The sequence below is a fragment of the Prevotella sp. LCP21S3_D2 genome, assembly GCF_052118345.1.
Classification (GTDB): Bacteria; Bacteroidota; Bacteroidia; order Bacteroidales; family Bacteroidaceae; genus Prevotella.
On record NZ_JBQKHJ010000006.1, the window covers coordinates 14728 to 31054 of the forward strand.

The following is a 16327-nucleotide window of genomic DNA, read 5'->3' on the forward strand; positions in this document are numbered from 1 at the left end:
GAAGAATAGTAATTTGTTAGATTTTCTATTAAAAAAGTTATAAATTGTTTGCGTATATCAAAGAAATATATTACCTTTGCAAGCGATAAAAATATAACATAAAAAATAGAAAGATATGAGAGCAATAGCGTTGAATATTACAAGCATTATTATTCGACTTCGACTACAGACTGTGGGCGGAAGTGATAAGGTGTGCGTATAGTTCATCGGTTTGGATATATGAAGCCTTTCTACACTTCCGTATCGGGGAGTGAGAAAGGCTTTTTCTCATATTATAATATAGAGTATTAAAAATATAAAGAGATATGAGTGACAGATTATTTATTTTCGACACAACCCTTCGCGATGGCGAACAGGTTCCAGGATGCCAGTTGAATACAGTTGAGAAAATTCAGGTGGCTAAGGCGCTGGAGCAGTTGGGCGTTGATGTCATTGAGGCGGGCTTCCCTATTTCTAGCCCGGGCGACTTCAATTCGGTGGTGGAGATTTCCAAGGCTGTGACATGGCCTACCATCTGTGCGCTGACACGTGCAGTGGAGAAGGATATTGACTGTGCTGCCGAGGCGCTGCAGTATGCCAAGCACAAGAGAATCCATACGGGTATCGGTACCAGCGATAGCCACATCAAATATAAGTTCAATTCCAACCGCGAAGAAATCATCGAGCGTGCCGTGGCTGCTGTCAAGTATGCCAAGAAGTACGTGGAAGAGGTAGAGTTCTACGCTGAGGATGCTGGCCGTACCGACAATGAGTATTTGGCTCGCGTGGTAGAGGCTGTCATCAAGGCGGGTGCTACCGTAGTCAACATTCCTGACACTACCGGTTACTGTCTGCCTGATGAGTATGGCGACAAGATCAAGTATCTGATGGAGCATGTGGATGGCATCGAGAAGGCATGCATCTCTACCCACTGTCACAACGATCTCGGTATGGCTACTGCCAACACCCTGCAGGGTGTATTGAATGGTGCACGCCAGGTAGAGGTGACCATCAATGGTATCGGTGAGCGTGCGGGTAATACATCGCTCGAGGAAATCGCCATGATCCTGAAGTGCCACAAGAACATCGATATTGATACCAATATCAATACTACCAAGATTGTTCCGATGTCCCGAATGGTGAGCAGTCTGATGAACATGCCTGTGCAGCCTAACAAGGCTATCGTGGGCCGCAATGCCTTCGCCCATTCTTCTGGTATCCACCAGGATGGCGTGCTGAAGAATGTTCAGACTTACGAAATCATCGACCCTAAGGATGTGGGATTGGATGATAACGCTATCGTATTGACAGCCCGCTCTGGTCGAGCAGCCTTGAAGTATCGCCTCCACGTTAACGGCGTGAACATCGAAGATGAGGAGAAGCTTGACAAAATCTACAAGAAGTTCCTCCAGTTGGCTGATAAGAAGAAGGAAGTTACCGACGAGGATGTACTGATGCTCGCTGGTGCTGATTCTGCCGATAAGCATGGCGTACAGCTCGACTGGTTGCAGGTAACTACTGGCAAGGGCGTGAAGAGCGTGGCAAGCATCGGCTTGAACATCGCAGGTCAGAAGTTCGAGGCTGCATCATCTGGCAATGGTCCTGTGGATGCTGCCATCCGTGCCCTCAAGAAGGTCATCACCAAGGAGATGAATCTCAAGGAGTTCACTATCCAGGCGATTGACAAGGGTTCAGACGATGTGGGTAAGGTTCACATGCAGGTAGAATACGACGGTCATGTATATTATGGCTTCGGTGCAGATACCGATATCGTAACCGCTTCTGTTGAGGCTTACATCGACTGTATCAACAAGTTCAAGGTAAGATAAAATTAATTCAGATAAATATATAACAAACAGGATATTATGGATACATTATTCGACAAGATTTGGGACAAGCACGTTGTCCAGATTGTTCCGTACGGTCCTACACAGCTTTACATCGACCGTCTCTACTGTCACGAAGTAACATCACCTCAGGCATTCGCTGGTATGCGAGCACGCGGACTCAAGATGTTCCGTCCAGACCAGATTTTCTGTATGCCTGACCACAATACACCAACCCACGATCAGGATAAGCCAATCGAGGATCCTATCTCAAAGAAGCAGGTAGATACCTTAGCAAAGAACACCGCTGATTTCGGCGTAACTCACTTTGCCATGAACACCAAGGACAATGGTATCATCCACGTGGTTGGTCCTGAGAAGGGTCTTTCTCTTCCTGGTATGACTATCGTCTGCGGCGACTCTCATACTTCTACTCATGGTGCTATGGGTGCCGTAGCTTTCGGTATCGGTACTTCTGAGGTGGAGATGGTGATGGCTTCACAGTGTATTCTCCAGAGCAAGCCAAAGTCTATGCGCATCAGCATCAACGGCAAGCTCAGCAAGGGTGTTACAGCTAAGGATGTAGCTCTTTATCTGATGAGCCAGCTCACTACTTCAGGTGCTACCGGTTACTTCGTTGAGTACAGTGGCGATGTAGTGAAGGATATGTCTATGGAAGGTCGTCTTACCCTCTGTAACCTCTCTATCGAGATGGGTGCCCGTGGTGGTTTCGTAGCTCCTGATGAGACCACATTCGAGTACATCAAGGGTCGTGAATACGCACCTAAGGGTGAAGAGTGGGACAAGGCTGTGGCTTACTGGAAGACCTTGAAGAGTGGCGATGACGCTGTCTTCGACAAGGAGTTGACTTTCGAGGCAAAGGATATCGAACCACGCATCACCTATGGTACCAATCCTGGTATGGGTATCGGTATCACAGAGAATATCCCAACTCTCGATGAGATTCCTGAGGAAGAGCAGGCTGGTTTCAAGAAGAGCCTCAACTACATGGGCTTCCAGCCAGGCGAGAAGCTCGAGGGTCATCCTATCGATTATGTATTCCTGGGCGCATGTACCAACGGCCGTATTGAAGACTTCCGTGCCTTCGCTTCATTGGTTAAAGGAAAGAAGAAAGCAGACGGCGTAACAGCTTGGCTTGTACCAGGTTCTTGGTCGGTTGATAAACAAATACGTGAAGAGGGAATTGATAAGATTGTAGAGGCAGCCGGCTTCGAAATCCGTCAGCCTGGATGCTCTGCTTGTTTGGCAATGAACGATGATAAGATTCCTGCAGGCAAGTACTCTGTAAGTACATCCAACCGTAACTTCGAGGGTCGTCAGGGACCTGGTTCCCGCACTATCCTTGCCAGCCCATACGTAGCAGCTGCTGCCGCTATCACTGGTAAGATTACCGACCCAAGAGAGTTTATGTAATTTTAAATTAATAACGTACAATTAATAATGTACAATTGACAAGTACACTTATGAAACAGAAATTCAATGTAATTACATCAAGCTGCATTCCTCTTCCATTGGAGAATGTAGATACAGACCAGATCATCCCAGCCCGTTTCCTCAAGGCTATCGATAAAGAGGGTATGGGCGAAAACCTCTTCCGCGACTGGCGCTACAATGCCGACGGAACTCCAAAGCCAGACTTCGTGATGAATGACCCTTCTTACAGTGGTGTCATCCTCGTAGCTGGCAAGAACTTCGGTTCCGGTTCTTCCCGTGAGCACGCTGCCTGGGCTATCGCAGGTGCAGGCTTCCGTGTAGTCATCAGCTCTTTCTTTGCTGATATCCACAAGAACAACGAGTTGAACAACCTCGTATTGCCAGTAGTAGTAAGCGAGGAATTCCTGAAGGAACTCTTCGAGAGCATCGACCAGGATCACAAGACAGAGGTAAAGGTAGATCTTCCTAACCAGACAGTCACCAATCTTGCTACCGGCAAGAGCGAGCACTTCGAAATCAACGGCTATAAGAAGCACTGTCTGGAGAATGGTTTGGACGATGTGGATTTCCTCGTTCAGAACCGTGACAAGGTTGAGGCTTGGGAAGCTCAAAACAAGTAATTATGGACGTTAACGCAAAGAGAGATAATTCCCGCATCAAGGAGATTGAGATCATGGACTGCACGCTGCGTGACGGCGAGCAGACCAATGGTGTCAGTTTCCTTCCTCACGAGAAGTTGATGATAGCAAGAATGCTGTTGCACGACATCAATGTTGATCGCATTGAGGTGGCTTCAGCGCGTGTGTCGGAAGGCGAAAAGGATGCTGTCGCTCGTATTTGCCGTTATGCCAAGACCATTGGTAAGCTGGATTCCGTTGAGGTGTTGGGATTCGTGGATAACAACAAAAGCGTAGACTGGATTGCTGAATGCGGCGGTCACGTCATCAACCTCTTGACGAAGGGTAGCTACAAGCACTGCACCCAGCAGCTCAAGATGTCGCCTGAGGAGCATCTCGCTCATATCAAGCAGACCATCGACTATGCCTTGAGCAAGGATTTCACCGTAAATCTCTACCTGGAGGACTGGTCGAGCGGAATGCGCGACAGTCGTGACTATCTCTTCACGATGATGGACGAGCTGGTGAAGTTGCCTATCAAGCGCTTCCTGCTTCCTGATACTTTGGGTATCCTGAACCCATTGCAGTGTGTGGAGTACATGCGCCAGATGGTTCGCCGTTATCCGAACTCTCACTTCGACTTCCATGCCCATAATGACTACGATTTGGCGGTGAGCAACTCGCTGGCTGCCGTGTTGAGTGGCGCCAAGGGTCTTCACGTTACCGTGAATGGTTTGGGCGAACGCTGCGGCAATGCACCATTGGCGAGTGTTCAGGTGATTCTGAAGGATATGTTCGAGGCAAAGACCAATATCAAGGAAGACCGTCTGAACGATATTTCCCGATTGGTTGAAGGATACAGCGGTATTGCCGTGGCTCCAAATACACCGGTTGTTGGAGACAACGTCTTCACCCAGGTGGCTGGCGTACATGCCGATGGCGATAACAAGGACAAGCTTTATTGCAACGATCTGGTGCCTGAGCGTTTCGGAAGACATCGTGAGTATGCATTGGGTAAGAATTCCGGTAAGGCGAACATCATCCAGAACCTCAACGAGCTGGGATTGGAGTTGACTCCAGAGCAGACCAAGGCTGTGACCAAGCGAATCACCGAACTCGGCGACCGCAAGGAACTGGTAACCCAGGACGACTTGCCATACATCGTGAGCGATGTATTGAAGCATAGCACACCTGAGGATAAGGTAAAACTGGTCAGTTACATGGTGTCTACCTCCTATGGTTTGAAGCCTATCGCTAGCGTGAAGGTAGAAATAGAGGGTAAGGAGTATGAAGACAGGAGTTCAGGCGATGGTCAGTATGATGCCTTCGTAAAGGCTCTTCGCAACATTTACAAGGTGAAGCTCGGCAAGACCTTCCCTACGCTCGACAACTATCAGGTAACCATTCCACCTGGTGGCCGTACCGATGCCCTCGTTCAGACCGTCATTACCTGGCGTGAAGGCGACCGCATCTGGCGCACCCGCGGCTTGGATGCCGACCAGACGGAGGCAGCTATCAAGGCAACGCTCAAAATGCTTAATATGTATGAGGCAGATAAGAGCGATGAACAGCCGGCATCGCCTCAAAATTTAGATATGGAATAAAAACAATTAAAAAATCAGATAAGATGAAATTAAACATTGCAGTTCTCGCCGGTGATGGTATCGGACCAGAGATTATGAAGCAGGGCGTAGCAGTAATGCAGGCCATTGCAGAGAAGTTCAACCACGAGTTTACTTACAACGAGGCTATCTGCGGCGCTCACGCTATCGACGAGGTAGGTGATCCATTCCCAGAAGAGACCTTCAAGACTTGTATGGATGCTGACGCAGTGCTCTTCGCTGCCGTTGGTGACCCACGTTTCGACAACAACCCTACAGCCAAGGTTCGTCCAGAGCAGGGTTTGCTCGCTATGCGTAAGAAGTTGGGTCTCTTTGCCAATGTACGCCCAGTGGCTACATTCGATTGCCTGCTCCACAAGTCACCATTGAAGGATGAGCTCCTGAAGGGTGCTGACTTCGTAGTCATCCGCGAGTTGACTGGTGGTATGTACTTCGGTGAGAAGTATCAGGATAACGATAAGGCATACGATACAGATATCTATACCCGTCCTGAGATTGAGCGCATCCTGAAGGTAGCTTTCGAGTTTGCCATGAAGCGCAACAAGCACTTGACAGTAGTAGATAAGGCAAACGTATTGGCATCTTCTCGTCTCTGGCGTCAGATTGCCAAGGAGATGGAGCCACAGTATCCTGAGGTAAACACCGACTATATGTTCATCGACAACGCTTCTATGCGTGTGTTGACAGAGCCTACATTCTTCGATGTCATCGTTACAGAGAATACCTTCGGTGACATCCTTACCGATGAGACCTCTTGCATCACCGGTTCTATGGGCTTGCAGCCATCTAGCTCATTGGGCGAGCACACCCCATTGTTTGAGCCTGTTCATGGTTCATGGCCACAGGCAGCTGGCAAGAACCTGGCTAACCCTGTAGCTCAGATTCTTTCTGCAGCCATGTTGCTCGAACACTTCGGTTTGAACGGGGAGGGTGCCTTGATCCGCAAGGCAGTAGATGCTTCTCTCGATGCCAATGTCCGCACACCTGAAATTCAGGTTGAGGGTGGTGCTCACTATGGCACAACAGAGGTTGGCGAGTGGATTGTCAACTGGATCAAGAATGCATAAGCATAAAATGTGAATAATCATATCAAGGGCCTTATGGAGGAATGGTTTCTTCCATAAGGCTTTTTTATTTTGGTAATTGTAGTTTTTTTATATGGATAGTTGTCATATTTGCCTTTTTTTTGTTTATTTCTGGAAACCTATTTAAGTTTAATAGTTTTTTACTTGGTTGTTTGCTAAAGTATTTGTAATTTTGCAAGCATGAAAAAGAAAATGATTATATCAATGTTGTTAGGAGTTTGGGCTTTGTCTATGTCGGCTCAAAGTCAGAACGAATCTGAAAGCTTAAGCAAGGACCAGGCGAAGGCTTTGAGAGATTCTCTTGCTCAGGCTACGGAAGTTCTGGCGTATTATCCGGATAGTATCGACCTTCGTCTTAAGAAGGCTGCCTGGAATATCCAGCTCAAGCAGTGGCAATATGCCAAGGACGATCTCGATAAGGTGCTGTTTCTCAACAATACCAATATCGCAGGTCTCTTTTATCGTGCCTATGTCAACGAACAGCTGCGCAGATACAACTTCGCCCGTTTAGACTATCAGAATCTGCTGGTTCTGGTGCCTGGTAATTTCCAGGCACAGCTCGGTCTCGCTCTTCTCAATCAGAAAGACAAGCATTATACCGAGGCTTATAACGGCATTAATATGCTGATAGAGCAATATCCCGACAATGCCATCGCCTATGCTGCACGTGGAGGAATGGAGAAGGAGAAGGGACAGCTTGAAGCTGCGGAATATGATTATGCCAAGGCGATGGAGCTGGATGCAGATAATGCCGATTATGTGCTGAATCATCTGGACCTGCTCATCTTGCTGAAGCGTAGGAATGAAGCCTATGCTGATTTGCAGCGGTTGATGAAGATGGGGTATTCCAAAGGGCAGTTGCTGGAGTTCTATAACAGACTGAAGAAGAAGTAGTAGTTCCATCTGATATAATCTATAGGGAAGAATAGAACAATTAGAAGATACTTGTTTATGAAGAAAATTTTTACGCAGATTGCTGAAGCTTTTGGCTGTCTCTTCCTGGCGGGCTGCGATACCGTTTTTGATGTTCATCCATACGATGTTCATGTGGATGGAGACAAGAACGTGAATGCTGCCAATATCGCCAAGATAGAAAGTGCTATCAAGTATAAGGATACCATCCGCTTTGCAATGATCAGCGATACTCATCAGTGGCTCGACGATCTGAAAAAGGAAGTAAATGATATCAACAGGCGCAAGGACAGTATCGATTTCGTACTTCACTGCGGAGATGTCACAGACTTTGGAGCTACGCAGGAATTTCAGTGGACCCGAGACAGATTGCAGAAGCTGAAGATGCCGTTTGTGGTATTGCTCGGCAATCATGACTGTCTGGGAACCGGAAACCAAACTTACGAGGTGGTTTTCGGCAAGCCGGATTTCAGTTTTATCGCCGGCAGGGTGAAGTTCGTATGTCTCAATACCAATGCCATTGAGTACGACTATTCCCGTCCTGTACCTAACTTCGATTTTATGGAAGAACAGTGCAAGGCGGATTCTGCCGATTTCGACCGTACCGTTATCTGTATGCATGCTGCTCCTTATTCAGAGCAGTTTAATAACAATGTGGCTAAGGTATTCAACTATTATACCCATCAGTTCCCTGGTCTGATGTTCTGTCTCTATGGTCATGGACATCATACCAAGCAGACCGATATGTATGGTGATGGCACGATGTATTATGAGATATGCAATGCTCCTAAGCACCAGTATTATATATTTACCATTACTCCAAAAGGCTACCGTTATGAGATTATCGATTATTAATAGACACTTCTCCTTTTCGTCAGTGAAGAGATTTTCTTCCTTGAAGAGAAGCTTATGTCTGGCTGGATGCTTTCTGGGTGCTGTTGTCTCGGCTTCTGCTGCTGAAGGCGAGATGAAGAATGACAGTATTGTTCATGATACACTGGTTGTTAATGAGCAGGGTGAACTCTCGCGTTATGACAGGCGGGTACTCAAATACCGCAAGCAATGGGATTTGCTGATTCCTACCAACGGAGCGATACAGTTTTGTGGTAATATGGGTGTGTTTTCCCTGGGCCTCGGATGGGATTATGGCAAGCATCGCCAATGGGAGACGTTTGTGATGCTCGGATATATTCCCCGTTTTGATTCTGACGATTCGAAACTGACACTCACGATCAAGGAGAATTTCATTCCCTGGCACCGTGATATCGGTAAGGGATGGTGGTTTGAACCGTTGGAGTGCAGCATCTATTTCAATACCATCTTCGGACATGATTTCTGGACCAAGCAGCCTACCAAGTATGAAAACGGCTATTATCCGTTCTCTACCCGTATCCGTCCTAACATCGCCTTCGGTGAGCGCTTCAGATACAATATCCCGCACAATATGCGTAAGCGCATCAAGAGCATTACGTTCTTTTATGAGTTGGGAACCAATGATATCTATACCATGCGTTTCATACGTAATGGCAATGGCAAATTCTGGGACATCTTCGGTCTTTCCCTGGGCGTTAAGATGCAATATTTATAATGTTTCAGGAACTTCCCAAGGGTTCTTGAAAAACTAAAGGCTTCATCAGCCGTTTCTTCGGAGAATTAAATTCCTCTCTCTTCGAAGAAACGGTTGATGAGGTTGATGATTCTGTCCAGTTCTTCCTGCTTCAATGTAGAATTGCAGGGAAGGCTGATTTCCTGCTGCGCTATCCGTTCCGTTGCAGGGAACGAAAGATGGTTCCATTCCGGATAGCAAGGCTGCTGATGAGGCGGAATAGGGTAGTGACACACGGTCTGCACCCGATGCTCTGAAAGGTAATCGCGCAGTTCATCCCGTTTTTCTGTCAGGAAAGGGAAGACATGCACCACATTTTCTGATTCCTCCTTATATAGTTCTTGCGGAATGCAATGCTCTACTATCTTTTTGTCGAGTTTGGAAAGATAGTATTGGGCTTTCTGGAATCTGTCTTTCGCCTCTCCGTATGGATTCTTCAGCTTGACGCAGAGCACGGCAGCCTGGAGCTCTTCCATTCTCGAATTGAGTCCCTGATAATTGTATTCGTATTTGCTCACCCTGCCATAGTCGCGGAGGGAAGTGATGACCTCTGCCAGCTTCCTGTCGTTGGTGGTGATGGCTCCTGCATCGCCCAATGCGCCCAGGTTCTTGCCCGGATAGAAGCTGTGAGCGGCTGCATCACCGATATTGCCCGTATGAATGCTTTCCCCGTTGACTTCGTTTTTCTCTCCCAGCATCTGGCAGGCAAAAGCCTGCGCATTGTCTTCAAACAGCAATAAGTGATGTTTCCGGCAGAGTTCCTGCATCAGGGGCGTTACAGACAGCTTGCCGTATAGATGGACCGTCAGTAGCGCCTTGGTCTGGGGTGTGATGTGCTGTTCGATGAGTCGCTCATCTATCTGCAGGGTGTCCAGCCGTGCATCAATGAGCACAGGCTTCAGTCCTACGCTTGTGATGGCAAGGATGGTGGCATAGTAGGTATTGGCAGGCACGAGAATCTCGTCGCCCTTCTGCAGTCTGCCCAGTTCCATTTCGCCTACGAGAATGAGTTTTAGGGCATCCAGTCCGCATCCGCATCCTATGCTGTATTCTGAGCCGATGAATGCTGCGTATTCTTCTTCAAACTGCTTCAGGGCTTTGCCGTGCAGATACCAGCCGCTGTCTAATACCTGGGCAATGGCATTGTTGATTTCCGGCTGATATTGGTCATTGATGGCTTTCAGGTCTAGATACTTGATTTCCTTTTCTGCTGCCGTCAGTCGCAATACTACGGTTTCTTCTGTGAAATCTGTCAGCTGATACGGACAGTCTGCCGTAATCAGGGCTCCCTCGTTTGGATTATCAAGCAAGGTTTCTGCTCCGGTTCCGTCCTGTTCTATTACCCGAAGGGTAAAGTGACCGGCGAGTGCAACCAGCATGGTTTCTCTCTGATGCAGGGTGATGACGGTGCATTTCGGTGAAAACCATTCCGTATTTCCTATTTCAAAAGGCACATGAGTATTTTCCTCAGCGACGACAAGTGTGCCGCGAGGGTCATATATCTTTTGTAACTTGATGATGTCTATTTTCTTATTCATATATAATATAACGTCTGAAAAGGGAGTATATTATATGGGAGGGTTATAAAAAACTAAGAGCAGCTACCTTCGCAGGCAACTGCTCACATTCAATAGGTATTAGTTTTCTTTAAGGTAAAAAGATTGTATTCAGGATAACGTTTGCAAAGGTACATATTTTTTTTTTAATAAAAGAATAAAACTTAAAGTATTTTTTGATTACTCATCATTTTTTTTTAAATGTAGTAAGTTCAGATACTTTATTAGAAATTATTTTATTTATTCATCATATGCCCCTTGTAATATTGTTTTGTTGCCACACGCCCTGTTGGGTCATTTTGTTGCCACACGCTCTTTCAGGGCGAGTTGAGCAAACTGGATTTGTTGGTTCAGAGGTGAGTGGGATATAAACGAAAAAAAAGGAAATTCAAATGAATGAATTTCCTTTTTTTCTGAAGAGGTGTCTAGCGGAGTCGAACCGCTCTACACGGTTTTGCAGACCGTTACCTAACCGCTCGGTTAAGACACCATTTATAAGCGAAGCAACCATTTCTGAATTGCGAGTGCAAAGGTACTATTTTTATTTGGTTCCACCAAATTTTTCATCTACTTTTTTCAAAAAACTTTCATTTTTTATTGTTTTCCCCTTGTTTTCTCTGTTTTTACTTCAGATTTTCTCTTTTTCTGTTCACATTTTTCCAGAAAAGGGCAGTTGGCGCATTTGAAGTCCTTACACGTCTTGGCTTTCCGGTAAGTTTTATAAATGCGATTGGCGGTATACATCACGCATACCGCCAATATCAATAGAATTAACACGTTTTGTGTCATTTATAAAATGTATGAATTGATGATTCTACTTTAACCTACGGCATTGTAGCCGTTGGTAGAGTTCTTGCGCATGATGTCACGGATGTTCTTCTCCTTGAAACCATTCTCGCGCTGGATCTCTTCCAGTTCCTTCTCCTCTTCCAGATCCTTTTCAGAACGGGTAAAGGTGAAAGCCTTATACTTAAACTCTGCGATAGCCCATCCTACGATGGCTACCACAACTAATGCGATAAATCCTACTAAAGCGTTCATTTCCTTATCTATTATTTAATAATGTGTAAATTCCTTTTTTTATTCTCACTACTTCCAGTTTTGGGAATCCTCTGTTAGTAGTCGTCGTCAGCAACATCTTCTGCATCGTCAAGACCGAGATTCTCCGGGTCTTCGAATGTAGTGCGATAACTCTCTTCGGTCAACTTGTCGTCGTCGAAGGCATCATCGTCCTCGTCAGGATCGTTGTAGTGATCCTCAATCTCTGGTGCATCCTCATCGTCGTCATCGATGTCCTCGATATCGTCCTCACGGTCCAGCTCGTCTTCATCCATGAATTTCATGCGGATCTTCTCAACCTTTGGCTTCTCCTTAGCGAAGATTGCTTCCACCCATGTACCCTTTGGTACAACGAGTACTTCATAATCATCGGCAAGTTTCTTCTCGTACAAGCCACCTGGTTTCTTCAGGCGGTCCTTAGGAAGGGTAGTGGTACTGATATCAAAGTTGCTCTCGATGATGTCCTGGATGCTCTGTGGCAAGCTTTCCCATCCGCCACCGAAGTTGCGCTCCAGCAGCTCGATGAGCTTGCTGGCTGTAATATGGCCTACGTTCTCGTATGTCAGGTCGGTAACGCGCATGATAGGACGCTTCTTGATGGCATACTTCACGTTCTGGTCATCGATACGGAAGGTACCGATCTTGAAGCCACGTTCTGTTAACTTATCCAGTACCTCTGGGCGATCGACGGTAATCTTCTCCATTTCGAATGCGCTGCGGATAGTGTCTAGATACTTACGCTGGTTGTCCTTCAGGTCGTTGTCTTTCTCGGCAGCTTCCCAAAGGCGGAAAACATCGTTCTCCTGCACTTCCCATACACTACTCTTTGTGAGAGTCTTGAGTGTTATAACTTTGTCTTTTTTCATTGTCTACTATATTTTGATTGCAAAATTAAGTACTTCTTTTTATATATCCAAATTTTCCAGCCTATTTTTTTATTTTTCATTGTATTTTTTGTGTCGGTTTCGTTTTTTTTATTACCTTTGCAGTATGAGTGAACCATTAGCTGAAAGAATGAGGCCTCACACGCTTGCTGATTATGTCGGTCAGAAGCATCTCGTTGGTGAGGGAGCCGTCCTGCGCATGATGATAGATGCAGGGCGTATATCTTCTTTTATCCTATGGGGACCACCGGGAGTGGGAAAGACTACCTTGGCGCAGATTGTGGCGCAGACCTTGAAGGTGCCTTTCTATACACTCTCTGCGGTGACCAGTGGCGTAAAGGATGTGCGTGAAGTGATAGAAAGGGCAAAGAACGGAAGATTCTTCAATTCCGCTTCACCTATTTTATTTATAGATGAGATTCACCGATTCTCCAAGAGTCAGCAGGACTCTCTCCTGGGAGCGGTAGAAAAAGGAATCGTTACCCTGATTGGTGCTACTACGGAGAATCCTTCGTTCGAAGTCATCAGACCGTTGCTCTCCAGATGTCAGCTCTATGTCCTGAAACCTTTGGAAAAGGAAGATCTAGAAGGACTGCTGAATCGTGCCATTACGGAGGATGTGGAACTGAGGGAAAAGCATATTGAACTGAAGGAGAAGGGTGCCTTGCTGAGATATAGTGGTGGTGATGCCCGCAAGCTGCTCAATATCCTTGAACTCGTGGTTGAATCGGCAGGGTCGGATGATGTGGTCATTACCGACCAGATGGTGGTACACCAGTTGCAGCAGAATCCGCTGGCTTACGACAAGCAGGGAGAGATGCATTATGACATCATCTCCGCTTTTATCAAGAGTATCCGTGGCAGTGATCCTGATGCGGCTCTCTATTGGATGGCACGTATGATAGAGGGTGGAGAAGACCCGCAGTTCATCGCCCGAAGGGTGGTTATCAGTGCCAGCGAGGATGTGGGACTGGCTAATCCGAACGCCCTGCTGCTGGCGAATGCCGCCTTTGATACGGTGATGAAGATTGGCTGGCCTGAGGCTCGTATCGCACTTGCCGAGGCTGTAGTTTATCTAGCCACCAGTCCTAAGAGCAATAGTGCCTATCTGGGCATCAATGATGCCATTGCTACCGTTAAGCAGACGGGCAATCTGCCTGTGCCTCTGCATCTCAGGAATGCGCCTACCAAGCTGATGAAGGACCTTGGCTATCATGATGGCTACAAGTATCCTCACGATTATCCGGGGCATTTCACCGAGCAGCAGTATCTGCCGGATGAACTCAGAAATTCGCGATTCTGGTATCCGCAACATTCTCCTTCTGAGGAACGACTCTATAACTGGATGGTAACCTGCTGGGGAGAGCGGTTTAAGGATTAACAATTTATAATTGATAATTTACAATTTATAATTGATATTTTTAATTGATAGAAAATCATATAATTGAAAACAACTAACTGTTACGAGAAAAATGACTATTCATAATGACCCGGAACTGGTGATGACGCTTCAGAGTGTCATTGAGTTCATAGGAACCTTTGCGTTTGCCCTTTCGGGCATCCGACTTGCCGCCACCAAGCATTACGACTGGCTGGGCGGATTTGTGTGTGGTGTGGCTGTTGCCATCGGTGGCGGAACCATCCGTGATGTGATGTTGGGTCTGACTCCTTTCTGGATGTCGAGTCCAATCTATCTTCTGTTTACGCTGCTGGCTCAGCTAGTAGTCATCGTCTGCCATCATTACCTGAAGCGTCTCGACAATACCTGGTTTCTTTTCGATACGCTCGGTCTGGCGCTTTTCAATATTGCAGGAATCCAAAAGACCCTTGATTGCGGCTTCCCGTTCTGGGTGGCAATCATCATGGGTTGTATTACGGGTTCTTTCGGTGGAGTAATCCGTGATGTGCTTCTCAATGAGGAGCCGGTTATCTTCCGCAAGGAGATTTATGCGATGGCTTGCGTCATCGGTGGTCTCGTCTACTGGGGATTCAGTTGTCTGGATGTGAGTCTCTACGTAACGGTGGTTGCTTCCTTCGTTACTGTATGTGCCATCCGTCTGCTTGCAGTGAAATACCACATCTCGCTGCCTACATTGCGGGATGAGGATGAGAAGGATAATTAAATAATTAAACATTAAACAATACTACATGAGAAGAGAGAAAATCTTTGGATTGCTGATTCTGGCGATGATGCTGATGTTTCAGACTTCGCTGATGGCACAAAACAAGCGAGAGTTTCGTGGCGCATGGATACAGTGTGTCAACGGACAGTATTTAGGTAAGAGTACGCAGCAGATTCAGGCTATGCTCACCAGACAGCTGGATGAATTGCAGAAGGATGGTGTGAATGCCATCATCTTCCAGGTGCGTGCTGAGTGTGATGCGCTCTATGCCAGTGAGTATGAACCATGGAGCCGTTATCTGACGGGTGTGCAGGGAAAAGCTCCTTCTCCTTACTGGGATCCGCTGCAGTGGATGATTGAGCAGTGCCACAACCGTGGTATGGAACTTCATGCATGGATCAATCCGTTCCGTGCCAAGCACAGTTCTACTCCTTATGCCACTCTCTCACCAAAGAGTGTTGTCAAGCAGCAGCCTGAACTTTGCTTCAAGTATGACAACCTGGTGCTTCTCAATCCGGCTTTGCGAGAGGCTACTGAGTATACTTGCCGTATTGCAGCTGATATTGTAGGAAGATATGATATCGATGGATTCCATATTGATGATTATTTCTATCCTTATCCTGTAGCAGGCAAGCAGATTCCGGATCAGGCGCTCTACAGACAGCATCCTAGAGGATTCCGCAATATCGGTGATTGGCGCCGTGACAATGTAAGCCGATTTGTTCAGGAATTGGGTGAAACCATTCATACCATCAAGCCTTGGGTGAAGTTTGGTGTTTCTCCTTTCGGTATTTATCGCAACAAGCGTACCGATCCTAACGGTTCTGAGACCTACGGCTTGCAGAACTATGATGATCTCTATGCTGATGTGTTGCTCTGGGTGAACAATGGATTTGTTGACTATACCGTGCCTCAGCTGTATTGGGAAATTGGCAACAAGGCGGCAGACTATAAGACGCTCATCACCTGGTGGAACAAGCATGCCGGCAACCGTCCTCTCTATATTGGTGAAGACATTGAGCGTACTGCCAAGCATGCTGATCCTGGAAATCCTCGCAGTCATCAGTTGCCTGCCAAGCACCGTCTGCACCAGCAGATGAGCAATGTGCAGGGTACTGTGTTATGGTATGCTAAGACTGCCGCTGATAATGTGGGCAATATTGGCCATACGCTCCGCAACAATTATTGGAAGTATCCGGCTCTTCCTCCATTGATGCCTTTCCTGGATGATAAGGCTCCTAAGGGAGTGAAGGGAATGAAGTTGCACTGGACTGAATTTGGTCCGCTGCTTGTATGGAAAGCTCCAAAATGGAAAAAGAAGAAATGGGGTGATGAAGCGAATCGTTTTGCTGTCTACCGTTTCGGAATGGGAGAGAAGATAGATCTCCGTAATGTGAAGGCTTTGCAGAAGATAACCTACGATCCTTTCTATAAGGTGAAGTACGAGAAGGGAAAACAGTATGTTTATGTAGTGACAGCTCTTGACAGAGTAGGTAATGAGAGCAAGGGAAAGAAAGTCAAGGTTTCATTCTAGCTTCATTCGGTTAATCCGATGATATGATTAAAAAGCCCCGGAAGTCTGATAATGACTTCCAGGGCTTTT

At 46.6% G+C, this 16327-nt stretch carries 14 protein-coding genes and 1 tRNA gene; 11 read left to right on the plus strand and 4 right to left on the minus strand.

Annotated features, from left to right (window positions below):
* Positions 1–305 precede the first annotated feature (305 nt).
* From ACTQ16_RS05890 to ACTQ16_RS05925, 8 genes are all read left to right on the plus strand, one after another.
* Positions 306–1808 (plus strand): 2-isopropylmalate synthase, encoded by a 1503-nt coding sequence (locus ACTQ16_RS05890; protein WP_294967522.1) that lies wholly within the window; start codon positions 306–308, stop codon positions 1806–1808.
* A gap of 36 nt (positions 1809–1844) precedes the next feature.
* Positions 1845–3239, plus strand: coding sequence for a 3-isopropylmalate dehydratase large subunit (gene leuC, locus ACTQ16_RS05895; protein WP_441936604.1), 1395 nt, complete (start codon positions 1845–1847; stop codon positions 3237–3239).
* 50 nt (positions 3240–3289) lie between these two features.
* Positions 3290–3880 (plus strand): 3-isopropylmalate dehydratase small subunit, encoded by a 591-nt coding sequence (gene leuD / locus ACTQ16_RS05900; RefSeq protein WP_441936605.1) that lies wholly within the window; start codon positions 3290–3292, stop codon positions 3878–3880.
* A gap of 2 nt (positions 3881–3882) precedes the next feature.
* On the plus strand, positions 3883–5481 hold the full coding sequence (locus ACTQ16_RS05905) for an alpha-isopropylmalate synthase regulatory domain-containing protein (protein WP_441936606.1): 1599 nt from the start codon (positions 3883–3885) through the stop codon (positions 5479–5481).
* Positions 5482–5504: 23 nt separating this feature from the next.
* Positions 5505–6566: a 3-isopropylmalate dehydrogenase gene (leuB, locus tag ACTQ16_RS05910; RefSeq protein ID WP_294967530.1), complete on the plus strand. Its 1062-nt coding sequence runs from the start codon at positions 5505–5507 to the stop codon at positions 6564–6566.
* 210 nt (positions 6567–6776) lie between these two features.
* Positions 6777–7478: a hypothetical protein gene (locus ACTQ16_RS05915; protein WP_441936607.1), complete on the plus strand. Its 702-nt coding sequence runs from the start codon at positions 6777–6779 to the stop codon at positions 7476–7478.
* Positions 7479–7535: 57 nt separating this feature from the next.
* Complete coding sequence (locus tag ACTQ16_RS05920) at positions 7536–8351, plus strand: metallophosphoesterase family protein (RefSeq protein WP_294967532.1); 816 nt, start codon at positions 7536–7538, stop codon at positions 8349–8351.
* A gap of 40 nt (positions 8352–8391) precedes the next feature.
* Entirely contained in the window at positions 8392–9084 is a 693-nt protein-coding gene (locus ACTQ16_RS05925) for a hypothetical protein (protein ID WP_441936609.1), read from the plus strand.
* 65 nt (positions 9085–9149) lie between these two features.
* On the opposite strand, the gene ACTQ16_RS05930 is transcribed toward ACTQ16_RS05925, so the two are convergent.
* The 4 genes from ACTQ16_RS05930 to ACTQ16_RS05945 all read right to left on the minus strand — a co-directional run bounded on the left by ACTQ16_RS05930 (position 9150) and on the right by ACTQ16_RS05945 (position 12583).
* A complete protein-coding gene (locus ACTQ16_RS05930) occupies positions 9150–10640 on the minus strand; it encodes an aminotransferase class I/II-fold pyridoxal phosphate-dependent enzyme (RefSeq protein ID WP_441936610.1) in 1491 nt (496 codons plus the stop codon).
* A 437-nt stretch (positions 10641–11077) separates the two neighbouring features.
* Positions 11078–11148: transfer RNA gene (locus ACTQ16_RS05935), tRNA-Cys, on the minus strand.
* Between the two features lie 329 nt (positions 11149–11477).
* Positions 11478–11699 (minus strand): hypothetical protein, encoded by a 222-nt coding sequence (locus ACTQ16_RS05940; RefSeq protein ID WP_441936611.1) that lies wholly within the window; start codon positions 11697–11699, stop codon positions 11478–11480.
* A gap of 74 nt (positions 11700–11773) precedes the next feature.
* The gene (locus ACTQ16_RS05945; RefSeq protein WP_295346725.1) at positions 11774–12583 is read right to left on the minus strand and encodes a hypothetical protein; all 810 of its coding nucleotides are present in this window, start codon (positions 12581–12583) and stop codon (positions 11774–11776) included.
* 124 nt (positions 12584–12707) lie between these two features.
* Here ACTQ16_RS05945 and ACTQ16_RS05950 point away from each other — a divergent pair, with 124 nt between their 5' ends.
* The 3 genes from ACTQ16_RS05950 (at position 12708) to ACTQ16_RS05960 (ending at position 16258) form a co-directional block, all read left to right on the plus strand.
* On the plus strand, positions 12708–13982 hold the full coding sequence (locus tag ACTQ16_RS05950) for a replication-associated recombination protein A (RefSeq protein ID WP_441936613.1): 1275 nt from the start codon (positions 12708–12710) through the stop codon (positions 13980–13982).
* A 91-nt stretch (positions 13983–14073) separates the two neighbouring features.
* The gene (locus ACTQ16_RS05955) at positions 14074–14724 is read left to right on the plus strand and encodes a trimeric intracellular cation channel family protein (protein ID WP_294967538.1); all 651 of its coding nucleotides are present in this window, start codon (positions 14074–14076) and stop codon (positions 14722–14724) included.
* A 25-nt stretch (positions 14725–14749) separates the two neighbouring features.
* Positions 14750–16258: a glycoside hydrolase family 10 protein gene (locus tag ACTQ16_RS05960; protein ID WP_441936614.1), complete on the plus strand. Its 1509-nt coding sequence runs from the start codon at positions 14750–14752 to the stop codon at positions 16256–16258.
* Positions 16259–16327 lie beyond the last annotated feature (69 nt).